The following is a 16,194-nucleotide window of genomic DNA, read 5'->3' on the forward strand; positions in this document are numbered from 1 at the left end:
CATAGTGATCGTCTGACCAGTCTGTCGGCGGTCGGGGGTCCGTCGGTGGCGCTCGCGACGGCGAGTTCGATCGCCGATAACACCAGTCGCTGAATGTAATCAGGCTCGGTCCGTCTTGTCGGATCGAGCCTGATTCGTGTCGGAACTGATCGCCGCGCGGATTTCGATCACTCGATCGAAGGTCGGAATGTTATGGGCTGCGGCCAAGTGGAATTCACCGGCCGCTGGTCGAATGGGCTGGCATCGTTCGACAGCGAGGAAGAGGCCATGACCAGCATCGACACGCACAGTAATGGGACCGTCGCGGCACGCGTCAACGAACTGACCACGGTATTCGAGCGGGGGCTGCAGGAGAATCTGGGAGTCGGCGCGTCGCTGGGGATTCGGTTGCAGACCGCGGGGGACGGCTACACGCGGTACTACCTGGATCCCAATCCGGCCACCATCAATGCCATGTTCACGGTGCACGGCGGGGTGATCGCGACGCTGATGGATACCGCGATGGGCAGCGCCGTCTTCACGAAACTCGGTGACGGCGTGGCCTATACGACCCTGGAGCTCAAGGTGAACTTCATCCGGTCGGTGACGCTGGACGGGTCGCGACTCACGTGTGAGGCCAACGCGATTCACGTCGGGCGACGCACCGCGACCGCGGAGGGGCGGATCACCGACGCGAACGGCAAATTGATCGCACACGGTTCGACCACGATCCTGGTGTTGCCTTCGGAGCAGTGAAAGGCCCGAATGGCCCTGCCTCCAAACGGTTTCAGCGGCAGGGCCATTGTCACGCCAGCGAGTGGCATTCTTCGATGAATCGCACCAGTTCGTCGAGCCGATCGGATCTGGCGTCCACCGTCCGGTCGATCACCTTGACCAGATGATCGTACGCCTCGGTGTGGTCGTAGGCGGCCACATCGGCGATCTTCAGCGCCCACCGCCAATAGCCACGCATGGTGTCGGCCAACGGCATGCGGAAGTTGGCGATCACATCGCGGATCGGCTCCACCGTGGCATCGCCCTGCACCCGCAGATAACGACCGACCACATCGGCCATGAAGCTGAAATGCCGTGCCTCGTCGCGCGCGAGCCGCCCGAGCACCGCCGCGAGAATTGGATCGTCGACCACATCGCGCAGGTGCTGGTAGTACATCTGGGTCGCCTTCTCCTGAACCAGCGCGTAGGCGAAGAACTGCACGGGGTGGTCGTAGGGCAGGTCGAACGGTTTCTGCCCTTCGATCGCCAATTCCGCACGCAGCGAGCCACGTTCGGCGATACCGGAAGCCTCTTGGTATCTGGTGAGGGCACGGGCGTGCGTGTCCTCCTCCAAGGCCCAGCGCACGGTGAAGTGGTAGAGCTCGCGGTTGTGGATGAAGGTGTCGCGATCCACGGTGTCGTCCACCGGGAAATGCCGGTGGTACACATCGAAATAGCCGGGCAGGTGATCCTCGATGAGGGTGACGAACTGCACCGCCGAGCGCTGGCCGTCGGTGAGCCGGTTGGCGTCGGCGTGTGACCAGTCGAAGGCGGTCTCCACATCCCAGGCCCGGGCGGCGGGCGAGGCGGCGAGGAAGCCGTCGACCGCCGCCGCCACCTCGTCGACGGGAATCAGTGCGGATTCGATATTCATCTGTCTCTCCTACCGGACATTACGGCAGGTCAGCGCGTAATGCTTGGTCGTATAACCCCATCCGGCATTGGCGATCTCGAGGTAGTGCCGCAGCTTCGCGGCCAGCCCCGGCCCGTGCGCGTCGATGCGCTCGGCGGCCGCGTCGACATTGGCGATCCAGTCATCGATGGTGCGGCGGTAGTGCTCGGTGAGGTCGTCCACCGCGATGATCGAGAATCCGGCGTCCTCGGCGGCGCTCACCAGATCCGAGAGCGGACGCAGATCGCCCCAGCCGAAGATGTCCTCGCGCACGAACTCGGTGCCGACCCGGGTGTCGAAGGCATTGCGGGCGGAGGCATTTCGGAAGCAGCTCTCCGAGACGTACAGTGCGCCGCCGCGGCGCAGCACGGCACGGGCGCGCCGGAAGATCTCGCCGAGGTCGGGCATGTGCACGATCGAGCCGAGCAGCGTCACCGCGTCGAAGCCGCGCACCGGGAAGTCGATTCGTTCGAAGTGCCCGACCTCGGTATGCACCCGCTCGGCGACACCACGTGCGACCGCCTGTTCGGCGATGTACTCGTGCTGGCGCGGCGCGGGGCTGATTCCCGTGGTATCGCAACCGAATTCCTCGGCCATGAACAGGATCAGCGAACCCCAGCCGCAGCCGACATCCAGCAGACGCTCGCCGCCGTGCAAGCCGAGCCGATCGGCCACGAAGCGCAGTTTCTGCCGCTGCGCCTGCTCGAGGGTGTCAGTCGGCGAGTTGTACAGGGCGGAGCTGTATTTGCGCAGCGGGTCCAGGAACTGGCCGAAGATATCCGGGTCCAGGTCGTAGTGCTGGTTGGTGTCGGCGGTGGTGGTCATGCCGCTGCCTCACGCAGGGCCCGATCGACCACCTTGACGACATCGCTGAGGGTGGACAATCCGAAGACGTCCTGGTCTTCCAGCTCGATGTCATAGGTGCGTTCGATCTTGGCGACCATGCGCAGCACGCGAACGGAGTCGACGCCGGCCATACCGCGCAGGTCCACGTCGGGCAGCAGGTCGGCCTGGGCGATGCCGGTCTCGGCGGCGGCGATATCGGTGACGGTGCGCAGGATGTCGTCGGCGGTGTGGGGCATTACTGAACTCCATTCGAAGAGAGGGCATTCGCAGTGGTCAATGCGTGCGTGAGCAGGGCGACCTCGTCGTCGCCGAGGGTGAGTTGGTGGCGGACCGCATCGAATTCGAAGGGCTGGTAGGCCGCGCTGGAGGTCGCGCAGACGGTGCCGTCGTCGTCCAGGATCTCGGCCGAGGCCAGGATCGGCAGCTTGGTCCCGGAAAGCGTCGCGACACAGTGGTATTCGTGGTCGACCAGCAGCGGTGTGATGAATCGGGTGCGCTGGGAGACGGTGAACGCGGGGTGATGGCGGGCCAGCACGATCAGATTGCCCATCACCTCGTCGCAGATCACGCCGATGAGCCCGCCGTGCACCACACCCGGGTAGGACTCGAAGGATCGTCCGAGCCGGAACCGCGCCTGCAGGCCGTCCGCATGCGGTTCGAAGCTCAACCGCAGTCCGGACGCGTTATGCGGTGAGCAGCCGAAGCAGTGGTAGTCCGGAATCACCGACCACGGCACCTGAACCGGTCCATGTCGCTCCATGGGTCAGGCGATCGCGTCGGCGAGGGCGCGGCGGACCTTCGCATTGGAGGACAGGTCGAGGCCGGTCATGTTGGCGAAGGTGCGACGCACCTTGTCGTGCAGCACATCCAGCTCACCCTCGGCGGCGACCTGCTCGAGGAACAGGTCGAATCCGGTGTCGATGGTCTCGTGCTCGCCGAGTTCGCTGATGCCCGCCTTGAAGGTGCTCACCGGATGCTTGATCTTGGCTTCGGAGCTGTAGACGTACAGGGTCTCCAGCACCGAGGGCAGCTCCTCGGGTCGCTGTTCGAGCCGCTTGGTGGTGTAGTGGATGAATTCGCGGGCGTGCCCGGCCTCGTCGCGACTCGCGTCGAGCAGCAGGCCCTTCAGCACCGGCTCCTGCACCCAGCTCGCGACCGCGCGGTAGATGTGGTTCACCGTGAGTTCGGAGATGATATTGGTGGCCAGGGTGGCCGAGGGGGTGGTGCCCGGTGCGTACGGTTCGCGCATCGAGTCGACCGCCTTGTCGTCCACGCTCTCGCCGACCGCGTCGAGCCAGGAGCGGAAAGCGTAGTGGTGCTGCACTTCCTGGTAGCCCCATACCACCGCGAAGGTGGAGAAGTCGTAGTCGTCGACGAATTCGTTCATGAAGCCGTGGACCGCGGCGATGACATTGGATTCGCCCATGGTGGCGCTCTTGGCCAGCGTCACGTACTCGGGCCGGACCAGCGTCCGGTCGACGGCGTCGAGGTCCAGATCGGCCAGGCGCCAATGCAGGCGCTCGTAGTGGCGGAAGACTTCATAGCTGTGCACAGGAGACTCCAGTTCGGTCGATGCGAGAGGTCATTGCCGTGGGGAGATGAGGTCGCGGGCGGCGAGGCGCTGCAATTTGCCGCTACTGGTGCGTGGAATACTGCGGGGCGCAACGAGATACACCTCGATCGCGGGCAGCCCGAGTTCGGTGGCGATGCGGGCGCGGATCCGAGTGGCGAGCGCGTCGGCGTCCGCCCCGGTGTATTCGGATTCGGCGATCAGCGCGATGACGTCGGCGCCGTCGGGATCGGTCGCGGCCGTGCACCGGCCCTTGTAGACGCCGTCGAGATCGCGCACCACCGCCTCGACGTCCTGGGCGTAATAATTGTCGCCGCGCACGGTGATCATGTCCTTGCATCGGCCGGTGACGAACAGTTCGCCGTCGCGCAGATATCCGAGATCGCCGGTGCGCAACCAGCCTTCGGTATGCAGACCCGCCACACTCGACGGATCCGCGGTCAGGTAGCCGTCGGTGACCGACGGGCCCTGGATGTGGATCTCGCCGACCGCGCCGTCCGGGAGTTCGTGGCCGGTGCCGAGATCCACGATGCGCAGGCGCAGACCGGCGACCGCGGAACCGACACCGGCCACCGCCCGCGCGCCCGGCGCGTCCGGCGAAACATGCTGTGCCCGAGCATCATCGGCCAGCCGCGCCCGATCGACCCACTCGAACAACGGTTCCCGGCCCAGCGGCGGGAAAGCGACGGCGAGGGTGGCCTCGGCCATGCCGTAGACCCCGAACATCGTCGACGGTGCGAAACCCGCGGGGGCGAAACGCTCGCAGAAGGCGCGGACCACGTCGCGGGCGATCGGTTCGGAGCCGTTGAACGCGATGCGCCAGTGCCGCAGGTCGTAGTCGGCGACCTGGTCCGGTGCGATCGCGCTCAGCAGCGCCTCGTAGCCGAAATTCGGCATCGCGGTGATGGTGGTGCCGCTGGCCGCGAATTCGGCGAGCCAGCGGGCCGGATCCTTGACGAACGCCAGCGGTGACCAGACGTGCGCGGGAATGCCGCGCAGGATGGCCGATAACGTGCCGAACAGGCCCATATCGTGGAACAGCGGCAGCCAGAATCCGCCTTGGTCGTCCAGGTCGAGTGCGATGCCGGTGCGGATCGCGGCCAGCCCGCTGAGGGCGTTGTGGTGGGTCAGGCGCACGCCTTTGGGGGTGGCGGTGCTGCCGGAGGTGAACTGCACGATGGCCAGGTCGTCGGCCCCGAGTGTCGGCAGCTGACTGTCTTCGATTTCGGCGAATAGCGTTGCGGTGTCGACTAATTCGACGTCAACGGCGGCGCCGAGCAGCGCGGCCAGATCGGCGAACCGGTGCGATATCAGGACGGTGCGCATCCCCGCGGACTGGACAATCGCGCGCAGCTTCTGCGGGTACCCGCTCATCTGCTGGGCCCCGGCGGGCAAGGGCAGGGGAGTGGCCGCACCGCCGGCCGCCGCGACGCCGAACAGGCCGATCAGGAATTCGGGCGCATTCGGGCACAGAATGCCCACCGGCTCGCCTCGCTGTACCCCACGCCGGACCAGTGCGGCGGCGGCCACCCGGGACAACCGGTCGAGCTCGGCGTAGGTGAGCGTTTCCGATACCGACCAGAATGTGGCGGTCACCTCGGGGTGCTCGGCCGCGATCTCGGCCAGGCGGCCCGGCAGCGTTTCGACCGATTCCGCAGAATTCATGTCTGCCACGACAACAGCGAATTGTGACGACGCCTTGAACGCATTGTGAATTACCGTCTGCGATAAACAACGGCGATCAACCAATCGCGTTGCCTGATACGGGATTCGGGCTATGGCGCGATAGGAACGGGCAATCGTCGCCGTATCGGTTGGTGCGCCGGGACCACGATGGACCGGAATTGTTTTCCCCGGGTGTCCATTTCGCATTCCATTTCAGGAGTTGCCGGTGAGTTCCGACCATTCCACGGTCGACGAGTCGACCCCGGTCCAGCTGGCGGTCGTCGAAAGCGTCGCACCCCATATGCGGCACAATCCGTACGGCAGTTACCAGGTTTTGCGCGGGGCGGGCCCATTCGTACCGGGGCCGCACGATATGCAGCTGGTGACGCGCCACCACGAGGCGCAGACGATCATGCAGGACCCGCGCTGGAGCCATGCCGAGGAACCGCAGCTGCTGCACGGCGACAGCGATGTCGAACTGCCCGGGTCGTTCCTGTGGATGGAGCCGCCGGAGCACACCCGGTTGCGTGGCCTGGTCAGCAAGGCATTCACCGCGCGGACGGTCAGCGGCATGCGAGCCAGGGCCGAACAGCTCGTCGACGATCTGCTGGCGAAAATGCTCGCCGTCGGCGATGTCGACCTGCTCGACGCACTGGCGTATCCGCTGCCGCTCACCATGGTGTGCGAGCTGCTCGGTGTGCCCGCCGAGGCGCACGAACATGTGCGCCAGATCTCGACCGGAATCGCTCGCGGTCTCGATCCCGACCTACTGCTCTCGGCCGAAGAATTGGCCGCGCGCACCGCGGCGGTGCACTCCTTCCTGGAATTCTTCGGCGATCTGGTGGAACAGCGACGCAAGGCGCCGCGTGCGGATCTGATCACGGCGCTGGTGCAGGCCGACGACGCCGGCGCCCGGCTGACCCGCACCGAATTGCTCGGCACGCTGCTGATTCTCGTCGTCGCCGGGCACGAGACGACGGTGAACCTGATCGGCAACGGTGTACTCGCGCTGATCCGCCATCCCGAGGAGTTCGAGCGGCTGCGCGAGTTCCCCGAACTGTGCGAGCCCGCCGTCGACGAGGTGCTGCGCTACGACGCGCCCGTGCACCTCACCACCCGCACCGCGCACGACGAAATCACCGTCTCCGGAAGAACTTTCGGACCGGGCGACGCGGTGATCGTGCTGCTCGCCTCGGCCAATCGCGATCCGCTCGCCTTCCCCGACGCCGACAGGTTCGACGTCGCACGCTATGCCGGGGGCCGAAAGCCGGAGCGGCACTTGTCCTTCGGGCTCGGGCTGCACTACTGCCTCGGCGCGCCGCTGGCCCGGCTGGAGATGCAGGTGGTGCTGCGCGCGATTACCGAGCGCGTCGGATCCATGACTCTGCTCGCGGAACCGCCCTACCGGCCGAATGTGGTGGTGCGTGGCATGTCCCAACTGCACGTCCGGCTGGAGGCCAGATGAATACAATATCGCGCAGCGATTCCACCAGGGGTGGTAGTCGGGCGACGGGTGAGCCTACCGCCATTCCGATTACTTTCGACGCGTTCGACCCGAGCGAGCGCGCGGATCCTTATCCGGCCTACCGCCGGGTGCGTGACGCCGCCGCATTGTTCCCGTACGAATTCGGCGATGTGCCGGTCACTTTGATCACCCGCTACGAGGAATGTGCCGCCATCCTGACCGGCTCGGACTGGGGTCACGGCTATGCCGCCGGAATCAGCCCGTTCCGGGATACCACCGCCGCGATTCCGGGGTCGTTCGTCCGGATGGATCCGCCCGAACACGGTCGCTACCGCAAGCTGGTGGCGAAGGCGTTCACGCCCAAGATGATGACGGAGATGGTGCCGCTCGCCGGTCGGGTCGTCGGCGATCTGGTCGAATCCGCGCTGCGGCGTGGCGAACTCGATGTGCTGAACGATCTCGCGGTGCCGCTGGCGGTGGCGATGGTGCCGGTCCGGCTGCTCGGCGCCGATCCGGCCGATGGCGCGCTGTTCCGCGAGTGGCAGTTGGCGATCGCGCGCGGTAGCGACCCGGATTCGCTGCTCGGCGCGCACGAGGTGGCCGCGCGCGGCACCGCGGCGATGGAGTGCATGGGGTACTTCGCCCGGCTGATTCAGCAGAAGAAGGCGGATCCAACACCGGATCTGTTGAGCGCCTTGGTCGCCGCGAGCGCGGACGGTGAGCAGTTGTCCGAGCCCGAGGTGATCGGGATCGCCTTGCTGACGCTGGTCGCCGGCATGGAGACCTCGATCAACCTGATCGGCAACGGCATGCTCGCACTGCTGCGCAATCCGGCGCAGCTGCAACGACTTCGGGACAATCCGGAGCTGATCGCGCCGTCGCTGGAAGAGATGCTGCGCTACGACGCACCGACCCAGTTCACTATCCGGGTCGCTCTGGCCGACACCACCGTCGGCGAGCATCGGTTCCGTCGCGGCGACGGCGTGGTGGTGCTCACCGCATCGGCCAGCCGGGACGACCGGGTCTACCCGGATGCGGACACCTTCGACGTCACCCGCTACGCCGGAAACCGTCCGGCCCGCAAGCATCTCGGTTTCAGTCTCGGCATCCACTACTGCGTCGGCGCACCGCTGGCACGCATCGAGGCCGAGGCCGCCCTCGGCACCCTGCTCGAACGCGCCCCGAAACTCGAGCTGGCCACCGAGGCCGTCGAATACCGACCCAGTCTGATCCACCGCGGCATCGTGTCGTTGCCGGTGACGTTATGAGCGAGCGAATAATCAACACAGCCGACATCTCGGTCATGACGGAGCTGAGCGCCGGCGAGGCGGAGTCATGAACGAGGGTCGGCACGCGGTAGTGCTGGGCGCGGGCATCGCCGGATTGCTCGCCGCCCGGGTGCTCTCCGAGCACTTCTCCCGGGTCACCATCGTCGAGCGCGACGTGGTGACCGGGGCGGCCGTGCGGCGCGGCGTACCGCAGGCGCGGCACCTGCACGGCCTGCTGGATCGCGGCCGCACGATCATCGAACAGCTCTACCCGGGCTTCACCTCCGAGATGGCCGACCGTGGCGCGACCACCGCGGAGGCTTTGGTCGGAACCCGCTGGTACGTAGGCGGATTGCGGGTTGCGCCGACCTCGACCGGACTCACCTCCGTCATGGCGACCAGACCGCTGCTGGAATCGGTGCTGCGGCAACGCACCCTGGCCACGCCGGGAGTGCGGCTGTGTGAGGGCATCGCGCGCGGGCTGATCGGCGATGCGGATCGGGTGCGCGCGGTCTCGATCTCCGGCGGGTACGGCGCGGAGGCGCACGCCACGGATCTGGTCGTGGACGCGACCGGGCGCGGATCGCGGGCGAGCGTATGGCTGGCCGCACTCGGCGCGCGGATACCGGAGGAGGAGCGCCTCGAGGTCGATCTCGGCTACGCCTCCCGGTTGTTCCGGTGGACGCCGGGGCAATTGGGCGGGCATTCGTCGGTGATCATCTCCACGGGCGCGAACGGCCGCGGTGGCGGCGCGATTCGGGTCGAGGGCGACCGCTGGCATATCACCCTGGCCGGGATGCTCGGCGATCATCCGCCGACCGACCCCGAAGAGTTCGCGGACTTCGCGACCACTATCGCCGCACCCGATATCCATGAGCTCATCACCACATCCGAACCGCTCGACGAGGCGGTGCCGCACCGGTTCAAGTCCCCGGTGCGCCGCCGATTCGAGCGGCTCTCGGCGGTGCCGCAGGGCTTTCTGGTCCTCGGTGACGCACTGTGCAGCTTCAATCCGCTGTACGCGCAGGGTATGGCGGTGGCCGCGCAGCAGGCCCTCGCCTTACGCGACTGCCTGGCAGCCGACTCCACTGATCTGCCCGCCCAGTTCTATGCGGCCGCGGGAAAAGTGGTCGATGTCGCCTGGCAACTCGCCGCGGGCGCCGATCTCGGTCATCCCGGCGTCATCGGCCCGCGCACCACCCGCACTCGCCTCACCAACGCCTACGTCGCCCGAGCGCACCGTGCCGCACATGTCGATCCGCGGGTGGCGCGCACCTTCCTGCGGGTCGCCAACCTGGTCGAACCCCCGACGGCACTACTGCATCCGCAGATCGCGGGCCGCATCCTGCTGCGCGGCAATGGCAGAACCGCCGCGCCCATCGAACCCACACCGATCCTCAGCCAACCGACGAGGTGACGGGAACCGCAGCGCCGCGGCCCGCACCGTCACATTCCGACCGGCCGCACCGCCAGTTCGGCGGCGCGGCGCACCGAAGGGACCACCCGATATGGACTCGTCGCACGCGAGCACGGCTGTCGCGGAACAGGATTCCGCAGTGCAGACCGCCATCGCCCACTTATTCGGCCCGGAAGGCAGATCCGACCCATATACCCCCGCGCGCGTGCTGCGCGAGGCGGGCCCACTGCACCAGACCCCGCTCGGCCATCGTCTACTGACCCGCTACGACGACTGCGTCGCCGTGCTGTCGACCACCGCGTGGAGTCACGCGGAAGAGGCCGCGATGATGCACCCCACCGTGTCGCCGGAGGACGCACCGGAGGAACTGCCCACCTCGTTCCTGTGGATGGAGCCGCCGGACCACACCCGGTTGCGCAATCTGGTGACCAAGGGCTTCACCCCGCGCATGGTGACCCGGCTGCGCCCCCGCATCGAGGAACTCACCGAAGAGTTGGTCGACAATGCCTTGGCCGCGGGCGAATTCGATCTCGTCGAGAAGATCGCCTACCCGCTGCCGCTGATCATCGCCTGCGAGCTGATCGGCGTACCGCCGGAGGCCTACGCGCAGGTGCACCAGTGGTCCCAGGATCTGGCTCGCGGTTTCGACCACGACTACACACTGCCCGAGGAAGCGCTGCGGGCCCGCAGCGCCGGTTCGCGCGGCTTCATGTCCTACTTCCGTGAACTGCTCAATGAGCGGCGTCGCGATCCGAAGGACGACCTGTTGAGTGTGCTGTCGCAGGTCGAGGACCGCGGCGATGTGCTCACCGAACAGGAATTGCTCGCCACCTGCATCACCACCTTCGTCGCCGGGCACGAGACCACCGCCAACCTGATCGGCACCGGCATGCTGCAGCTGATGCGCAATCCGGGCGAAATCGCCGCGCTGCGCGCACGTCCCGAGCTGACCGCGACCGCGCCCGACGAACTGTTGCGGCTGGAGCCGTCGGTGCAGATCACCACGCGCGCCGCGACCCGCCCGATCACCGTCGCCGGTCATGATTTCGAGCAGGGCGAAGGTGTTGTGGTGCTGATCAATTCGGCCAACCGCGACGACGACGTCTTCCCGGATTCCGATCGTGTGGACGTCGCCAGGTACTCCGATCCGAAGCATCCGGCCAAGAAGCACCTCGGCTTCAGCCTGGGCATCCACTACTGCCTCGGCGCGCCGCTGGCGCTGCTCGAGATGGAGGTGCTGCTCGACGTGCTGTTGCGCAAAGTGCGTGATATCGAGCTGCTTTCGGATACACCGCGATACAAGCCCAATGTGGTGATCCGCGGGCTGGAGTCCTTGCCGACGAGTTTCACGGCCAAGTGAGTACCGCTTCGGACCCGGTGTCATAGCGCGCCGGGTCCGAAGGTGATCTCTTGCGGTAGCTGTTGCGTCACAACGCGGTTTCGGGGATGCTGAATGGTCACGGCTCCGCTCAGGACATTCGTGCAGGCCACCCGGGGTCAGTTCACCCGGCCGCAATGGTCTCGGCAATATCCGTCCGATCGCGGTTCATCCTCGGTTATCTGGCTCCGCTAACGTTTCGGGTACGCGGAATAAGGAGCCGGTCGTATGGAGTTCCGACATCTGGTTTCATTCATCACTATTGCCGAAGAGTTGCATTTCGGCCGCGCAGCGCAGCGCTTGCATCTCACGCAGCCCAGTCTCAGTGCCCAGCTGCAGAAACTGGAGAAATCGCTCGGCGTGCAACTGGTCGCACGCAACTCCCACGAGGTCAAGCTGACCCCGGCGGGCCGGGAGTTCGAGAGTCAAGCCCGGATCATCGTGGCCCAGATGGACCGAGCCGCCGCGGTCGCCAAGGCGACCGCGGAGGGACGGGCGGGCGCCCTCAATATCGGCTACAACCTCCCGGCCAGCAGACATGTGCTGCCGGAGGCGCTCACCAGGATGACCGACCGGCACCCCGATATCGTGGTGTCGCTGTGGGAGAAGCGCACCGGCCCGCAGATGGCGGCGCTCTCCGACGGCTCGCTCGATCTGGCGCTGGTGTACGGCCATCCGAGCACCACGGATTTCCGGTATCGGCGGCTGCTGCACCGGGTTCCGCTGGTGGCGGTGGTCGGACGAAGACACCGGTGGGCCGACCGCCCGGGTGTGCCCTTCGCCGAACTGGAGGGCCAGGAGTGTGTGCTGTTCGCCCGCGAGCAGTGTCCGGCCATGTACGACTCCATCTTCCGGGCCGCAGCGGATACCAAGATCACCCTGGCCGTCGCGCAGAGCGCAGATGATCCGGGCGCGACCGCGCATATGGTTTCGGTGCGTCCGCTCGTCGGATTCGCCTCGCTGCCGCGCGCGATCTCGATGGGTATGGGCGCGACGGGCAGCAGTTCGGTGGCGGTCAAACTCTTCGATCCGGTACCGACGTTGGATTTGTACGCGGTGTGGCGTGCGGACGAGACGAATCCGGCGGTGTCGCTTTTCCTGGATTGCGTGGATTCCCCCGAACCGGCACGTCTAGATATTGCCCGCGCGCTGTCGGCTTGAGTCCTTCGATAGGCCATGACATTCGCGCGGTAGGAAACGCCGTATCGGCGGGGACGTAATTCATTGTCGCCGACCAGAATTCGACATTGTGAATACAGTGTCTGTCACCGAGAACGGAATCGAGCTACCGGACGACGCGAGTTTGTACTCGGTGATTTCCGGTGCGGCCGCCGAACATCCGCAACGGCATTCGCTGTGCGGTGCGGACGGCACGCAACTCAGCTGTGCCGACGTGGACCGGCGCGCGCGGGCGCTGGCTTCGGCCCTCGCCGCGCGCGGTGTCGCGGCGGGGGACCGGGTCGCGATCCTGGGCCGTACCAGCTTGGAGTGGGCGCTGCTGGATTGCGCGCTGCTCGCCCTCGGCGCGGTGGTGGTTCCGGTGTATCCGACCTCCTCGCCGTCGCAGATCGAGCACATCCTGCGCGATAGCGGCAGCACCTATTTCGCGGCCGAGGACGAAGCCGATGCCGCGCGCCTGCTGGACGCCGGCGCGACCGAGGTCTGGACCTTCGCGCTGATCGCGGACTGGTCGGTCACCGAGATCGATCCCGGTCTCGACGCGCGCATCAATGCGGTGCACGCCGATGACCTGGCCATGATCGTCTACACCAGCGGCACCACCGGCGTCTCCAAAGGCTGCATGATCACGCACCGCAATATGTTCGTCTCCTCGGCCAATACGGTGCGTCAGACCGGCGACCTGTTCGACGGCACGACCGTGCTGGCACTGCCGCTCTCACACGTCTTCGGCCAGACCATCCTGTTCGCCTGCCTGTTCGGCGGCAGCCGCACCCACCTGCTGCCCGGCATTCCCGACCTGGTCCCGGTGCTGCCGAAGCTGCGCCCGACCTTCCTGGCGCTGATTCCCTTCGGACTGGAGAAGATTCGCAAGTACTGCCGCACGCTGCTGTCGGGCACCGAGGAGCAGGAGGCGGTGGCGCGGGGGCTGGACACGCTGCGTGCGGGGGCCACTCCGGAGCCGAGCGACCATCCGGTGGCGGCCGCGTTCGGCGGCGAGCTGCGCAATGTCATCTCCGGCGGCGCCTCGCTCGACGAGTCGACCGTCGGCTTCTACGCGGGTTTCGGTGTGGTGCTGCTGAACTGCTACGGGCTCACCGAGGCGGCGACCGCCGTGACGGTCAGCGCGCCGGAGACCAACCGGCTCGGCACCGTGGGCCGGCCGATTCCGGGCACCTCGGTCGCCATCGCGGCCGTCGACAATGAGGTGCTGGTCGGCGGCCCGCACGTCTCGCCGGGCTACTGGGGCACGGCGGCCGATCAGGCCCACCCGTCGCCCGACCACCGCCCCTCATCGAGTCGCTCCGCGACGCTGCATTCCATGGTCGATGACGAGGGCTGGTTGCACACCGGTGATCTCGGCGAACTCGACGCCGACGGGTACCTGCGCATCACCGGCCGCAAGAAGGAGATCCTGGTGACCTCCGGCGGCAAGAATGTGGCGCCCGCGCCGCTGGAGGACCGGGTGCGGCTGCATCCGCTGATCAGCAACTGCATGGTGGTCGGGGACGGGCGCGATTACGTCACCGCGCTGGTGACCCTGGACCCGGTGCAGGTCCAGCGCTGGCGCGACGCGCAGCCGGACGGTGACATCGAGGCCGCCGTCCAGTCCGCGGTCGACGATGCGAATTCCCTTGTCTCCCGGCCGGAATCGATTCGAGCATTTCGAATCGTGGACGGTGATTTCACCGTCGAGGACGGATTGCTGACTTCCTCGCGCAAGCTGCGCAGGGCCGCCATCGCGACGGCTTATGCCGCCGATATCGATCACCTCTATCCCGCGCGTCAGAGCGTTCCATAGGCGCGGCCGATCGACCGATGAATTACCACTGGCCGCGGTGGTTTTCATCGCGCACCGACCACAGACTCGAAATCGGAATTCGACTACCGGAAAGTGATGCGAACATGTACGACGTCATCGTTGTCGGAACTCGGGTGGCGGGTTCCCCGCTGGCCATGCTGCTCGCCAGGAAGGGCTACCGGGTCCTCGCCGTGGACCGGGCCACCTTCCCCAGTGATACGCCATCGACCCATTACATCCACCAGGCCGGGCTCGGGATGTTGAAGTCCTGGGGTCTGCTGGACGAAGTGGTCGCCTCCGGCTGCCCGCCGATCCGGCACCTGAACTTCTCCTACACCGACATCGTCATCAAGGGCTTCGCCGATGTGGCGGCCGACGGCATCGACGTCGTGTACTGCCCGCGCCGCACGGTGCTGGACAAGATCCTGGTCGACGCCGCGGGTAATGCGGGCGTCGAGGTGATCCACGGATTCTCGGTCACCGAGCTGGTGTTCGACGAGGATCGCGTGGTCGGCATTCGCGGGCGCGTCGGCGACGGAGCCGAACAGGAGTTCCGCGCCGGACTGGTGATCGGCGCCGACGGTTCGAACTCGACCGTCGCGAAGGCGGTCGGGACCGAGGTGTACGAGGGCTCGCCCGCGGCGTGCTTCATCTACTACTCCTACTACGACGGCGTGGACTGGGGTATGCAGCACCGCACCGGATTCGGTGAGCAGCAGTTCGCGGCCTGGCCGACCAATGACGGGCTCTCGCTGGTCGCGGTCATGCGCAAGCGCGACCGGTTCCGCGACTTCCGCACCGATCCGGATGCGGGTGTGCAGGAGATCGTCGAACAGATCGACCCGGAACTCGGCGCTCGACTGCGCGATACCGGCAAGCGGGTGGAGCAGTTCCGGCCCATGCTCTACCCGGACAACTACCGGCGCCACTCCTATGGACCCGGTTGGGCGCTGGTGGGTGACGCCGGCTACCACAAGGATCCGTTCACCGGCTGGGGCATCACCGACGCGTTCAAGTACGCCCAGCTGCTGGCCGATCTGGTCGACGCCGGACTGTCGGGCGCGCGTCCGCTCGACGAAGCGCTGGCCGAGTATCAGGTCGAGCGCGACGCGCAGAGTGCGAGCACTTATGAACTGACACAGAACATTTCGGAGCTGTCGCTGACCCCTTACTACGATTCGGTGTTCCGCGCCACCAGCTACGACGCGGACTACTCGAAGAAGTTCTTCGGTCTGATCGCCGGAATCTACTCGCCGGACAAGTACTTCGGTGAGCAGGAGCTGGGCGAGCTGTACGAGAAGGTCGACTTCCCGGTCGACGCGCGCCATGTCACCAAGGACGGGGTGACGGCGTGATCGGGCTGACCGCGATCGGGGACAGCTTCGTCGAGGGCCGCGGTGACGCCGCGGCCGGTGGCGGCTACCGCGGCTGGGTGCCTCGCCTCGGCGGCCAGCTCGGCTTGCGGCCCGCCGCGCTGCGCAACCTGGGCGAGCACGGCGCGACGACGGGTGTAGTGCTCGAACAGCAACTGCGCCGTGCGGTTTCGGCGCGCTGCGGCCTCTATGGCGTGGTCGTCGGTGTGAACGATCTGGTCAGCGAATTCGACGCGGACCGGTTCGAGCGCAACCTCGGCATGCTCTTCGGCGCGTTGCGCGACACCGGCGCAACGGTTTTCACCGCCAGCTATCCGGATATCCCGGCCCGGCTGCCGGTGCCGGACGGATTCCGCGGGCTGCTGCGGGAGCGGTTCGCTTTCGCGAATATCGTGCTGGCCACCGTCACCGCCGAAACCGGCGCGCTGCTGCTGGATATCGCGGCTCAGCCGGAGTGGGAGCGGCCGGAGGTGTGGACCGCCGACGGTCTGCACCCGAGCTCCCTCGGCCACCACATGTTCGCCGCGGGCGCGGCCGAACTCATCGCGTCGCGTACCGCGACCACCGTCGCCGCCTGATCTTTCCAT

The 16,194-nt window shown here is 66.7% G+C and carries 15 protein-coding genes; 9 read left to right on the forward strand and 6 right to left on the reverse strand.

Annotated features, from left to right (window positions below; genetic code table 11):
- The first annotated feature begins 267 nt into the window (after positions 1 to 267).
- Positions 268 to 735, forward strand: a complete 468-nt coding sequence (locus tag OG874_RS02220; RefSeq protein WP_330253448.1) for a PaaI family thioesterase — start codon at positions 268 to 270, stop codon at positions 733 to 735.
- 49 nt (positions 736 to 784) lie between these two features.
- On the opposite strand, the gene OG874_RS02225 is transcribed toward OG874_RS02220, so the two are convergent.
- Genes OG874_RS02225 through OG874_RS02250 form a run of 6 tightly spaced genes read right to left on the reverse strand, consistent with a single transcriptional unit; the run spans position 785 to position 5,726 of the window.
- On the reverse strand, positions 785 to 1,627 hold the full coding sequence (locus tag OG874_RS02225) for an acyl-ACP desaturase (protein ID WP_330253449.1): 843 nt from the start codon (positions 1,625 to 1,627) through the stop codon (positions 785 to 787).
- A gap of 9 nt (positions 1,628 to 1,636) precedes the next feature.
- Positions 1,637 to 2,470: an SAM-dependent methyltransferase gene (locus tag OG874_RS02230; RefSeq protein ID WP_330253450.1), complete on the reverse strand. Its 834-nt coding sequence runs from the start codon at positions 2,468 to 2,470 to the stop codon at positions 1,637 to 1,639.
- Positions 2,467 to 2,727: an acyl carrier protein gene (locus OG874_RS02235; protein ID WP_330253451.1), complete on the reverse strand. Its 261-nt coding sequence runs from the start codon at positions 2,725 to 2,727 to the stop codon at positions 2,467 to 2,469. Before OG874_RS02235 ends, OG874_RS02230 begins: the two co-directional genes overlap by 4 nt.
- Positions 2,727 to 3,251 carry a PaaI family thioesterase gene (locus OG874_RS02240; RefSeq protein ID WP_330253452.1) on the reverse strand — a complete coding sequence of 175 codons (525 nt, stop codon included), beginning with the start codon at positions 3,249 to 3,251 and terminating at the stop codon, positions 2,727 to 2,729. Before OG874_RS02240 ends, OG874_RS02235 begins: the two co-directional genes overlap by 1 nt.
- A gap of 3 nt (positions 3,252 to 3,254) precedes the next feature.
- Positions 3,255 to 4,043, reverse strand: a complete 789-nt coding sequence (locus OG874_RS02245) for a ferritin-like domain-containing protein (RefSeq protein WP_330253453.1) — start codon at positions 4,041 to 4,043, stop codon at positions 3,255 to 3,257.
- A gap of 30 nt (positions 4,044 to 4,073) precedes the next feature.
- On the reverse strand, positions 4,074 to 5,726 hold the full coding sequence (locus OG874_RS02250) for a fatty acyl-AMP ligase (protein ID WP_330253454.1): 1,653 nt from the start codon (positions 5,724 to 5,726) through the stop codon (positions 4,074 to 4,076).
- Between the two features lie 226 nt (positions 5,727 to 5,952).
- Between OG874_RS02250 and OG874_RS02255 the strand changes: the two genes are divergently transcribed.
- From OG874_RS02255 to OG874_RS02290, 8 genes are all read left to right on the forward strand, one after another.
- Entirely contained in the window at positions 5,953 to 7,191 is a 1,239-nt protein-coding gene (locus tag OG874_RS02255; protein WP_330253455.1) for a cytochrome P450, read from the forward strand.
- Positions 7,188 to 8,459, forward strand: coding sequence for a cytochrome P450 (locus OG874_RS02260; RefSeq protein WP_330253456.1), 1,272 nt, complete (start codon positions 7,188 to 7,190; stop codon positions 8,457 to 8,459). The genes OG874_RS02255 and OG874_RS02260 overlap by 4 nt, the downstream gene beginning before the upstream one ends.
- 67 nt (positions 8,460 to 8,526) lie before the next feature.
- A complete protein-coding gene (locus OG874_RS02265; protein ID WP_330253457.1) occupies positions 8,527 to 9,876 on the forward strand; it encodes an NAD(P)/FAD-dependent oxidoreductase in 1,350 nt (449 codons plus the stop codon).
- 91 nt (positions 9,877 to 9,967) lie between these two features.
- On the forward strand, positions 9,968 to 11,236 hold the full coding sequence (locus tag OG874_RS02270) for a cytochrome P450 (protein WP_330253458.1): 1,269 nt from the start codon (positions 9,968 to 9,970) through the stop codon (positions 11,234 to 11,236).
- Between the two features lie 246 nt (positions 11,237 to 11,482).
- Positions 11,483 to 12,415, forward strand: coding sequence for a LysR family transcriptional regulator (locus OG874_RS02275; RefSeq protein ID WP_330253459.1), 933 nt, complete (start codon positions 11,483 to 11,485; stop codon positions 12,413 to 12,415).
- Positions 12,416 to 12,503: 88 nt separating this feature from the next.
- Positions 12,504 to 14,234, forward strand: a complete 1,731-nt coding sequence (locus OG874_RS02280; protein ID WP_330253460.1) for an AMP-dependent synthetase/ligase — start codon at positions 12,504 to 12,506, stop codon at positions 14,232 to 14,234.
- Between the two features lie 104 nt (positions 14,235 to 14,338).
- On the forward strand, positions 14,339 to 15,589 hold the full coding sequence (locus tag OG874_RS02285; protein WP_330253461.1) for an NAD(P)/FAD-dependent oxidoreductase: 1,251 nt from the start codon (positions 14,339 to 14,341) through the stop codon (positions 15,587 to 15,589).
- A complete protein-coding gene (locus OG874_RS02290; protein ID WP_330253462.1) occupies positions 15,586 to 16,185 on the forward strand; it encodes an SGNH/GDSL hydrolase family protein in 600 nt (199 codons plus the stop codon). The genes OG874_RS02285 and OG874_RS02290 overlap by 4 nt, the downstream gene beginning before the upstream one ends.
- Positions 16,186 to 16,194 lie beyond the last annotated feature (9 nt).

Source organism: Nocardia sp. NBC_00565 (assembly GCF_036345915.1).
Classification (GTDB): Bacteria; Actinomycetota; Actinomycetes; order Mycobacteriales; family Mycobacteriaceae; genus Nocardia.

Coding starts and splice junctions, on each gene's coding strand:
- OG874_RS02220 (WP_330253448.1), top strand. CDS start 268: ATGACCAGCATCGACACGCACAGTAATGGGACCGTCGCGGCACGCGTC.
- OG874_RS02275 (WP_330253459.1), top strand. CDS start 11,483: ATGGAGTTCCGACATCTGGTTTCATTCATCACTATTGCCGAAGAGTTG.
- OG874_RS02285 (WP_330253461.1), top strand. CDS start 14,339: ATGTACGACGTCATCGTTGTCGGAACTCGGGTGGCGGGTTCCCCGCTG.
- OG874_RS02265 (WP_330253457.1), top strand. CDS start 8,527: ATGAACGAGGGTCGGCACGCGGTAGTGCTGGGCGCGGGCATCGCCGGA.
- OG874_RS02240 (WP_330253452.1), bottom strand. CDS start 3,251: ATGGAGCGACATGGACCGGTTCAGGTGCCGTGGTCGGTGATTCCGGAC.
- OG874_RS02235 (WP_330253451.1), bottom strand. CDS start 2,727: ATGCCCCACACCGCCGACGACATCCTGCGCACCGTCACCGATATCGCC.
- OG874_RS02250 (WP_330253454.1), bottom strand. CDS start 5,726: ATGAATTCTGCGGAATCGGTCGAAACGCTGCCGGGCCGCCTGGCCGAG.
- OG874_RS02225 (WP_330253449.1), bottom strand. CDS start 1,627: ATGAATATCGAATCCGCACTGATTCCCGTCGACGAGGTGGCGGCGGCG.
- OG874_RS02230 (WP_330253450.1), bottom strand. CDS start 2,470: ATGACCACCACCGCCGACACCAACCAGCACTACGACCTGGACCCGGAT.
- OG874_RS02270 (WP_330253458.1), top strand. CDS start 9,968: ATGGACTCGTCGCACGCGAGCACGGCTGTCGCGGAACAGGATTCCGCA.
- OG874_RS02260 (WP_330253456.1), top strand. CDS start 7,188: ATGAATACAATATCGCGCAGCGATTCCACCAGGGGTGGTAGTCGGGCG.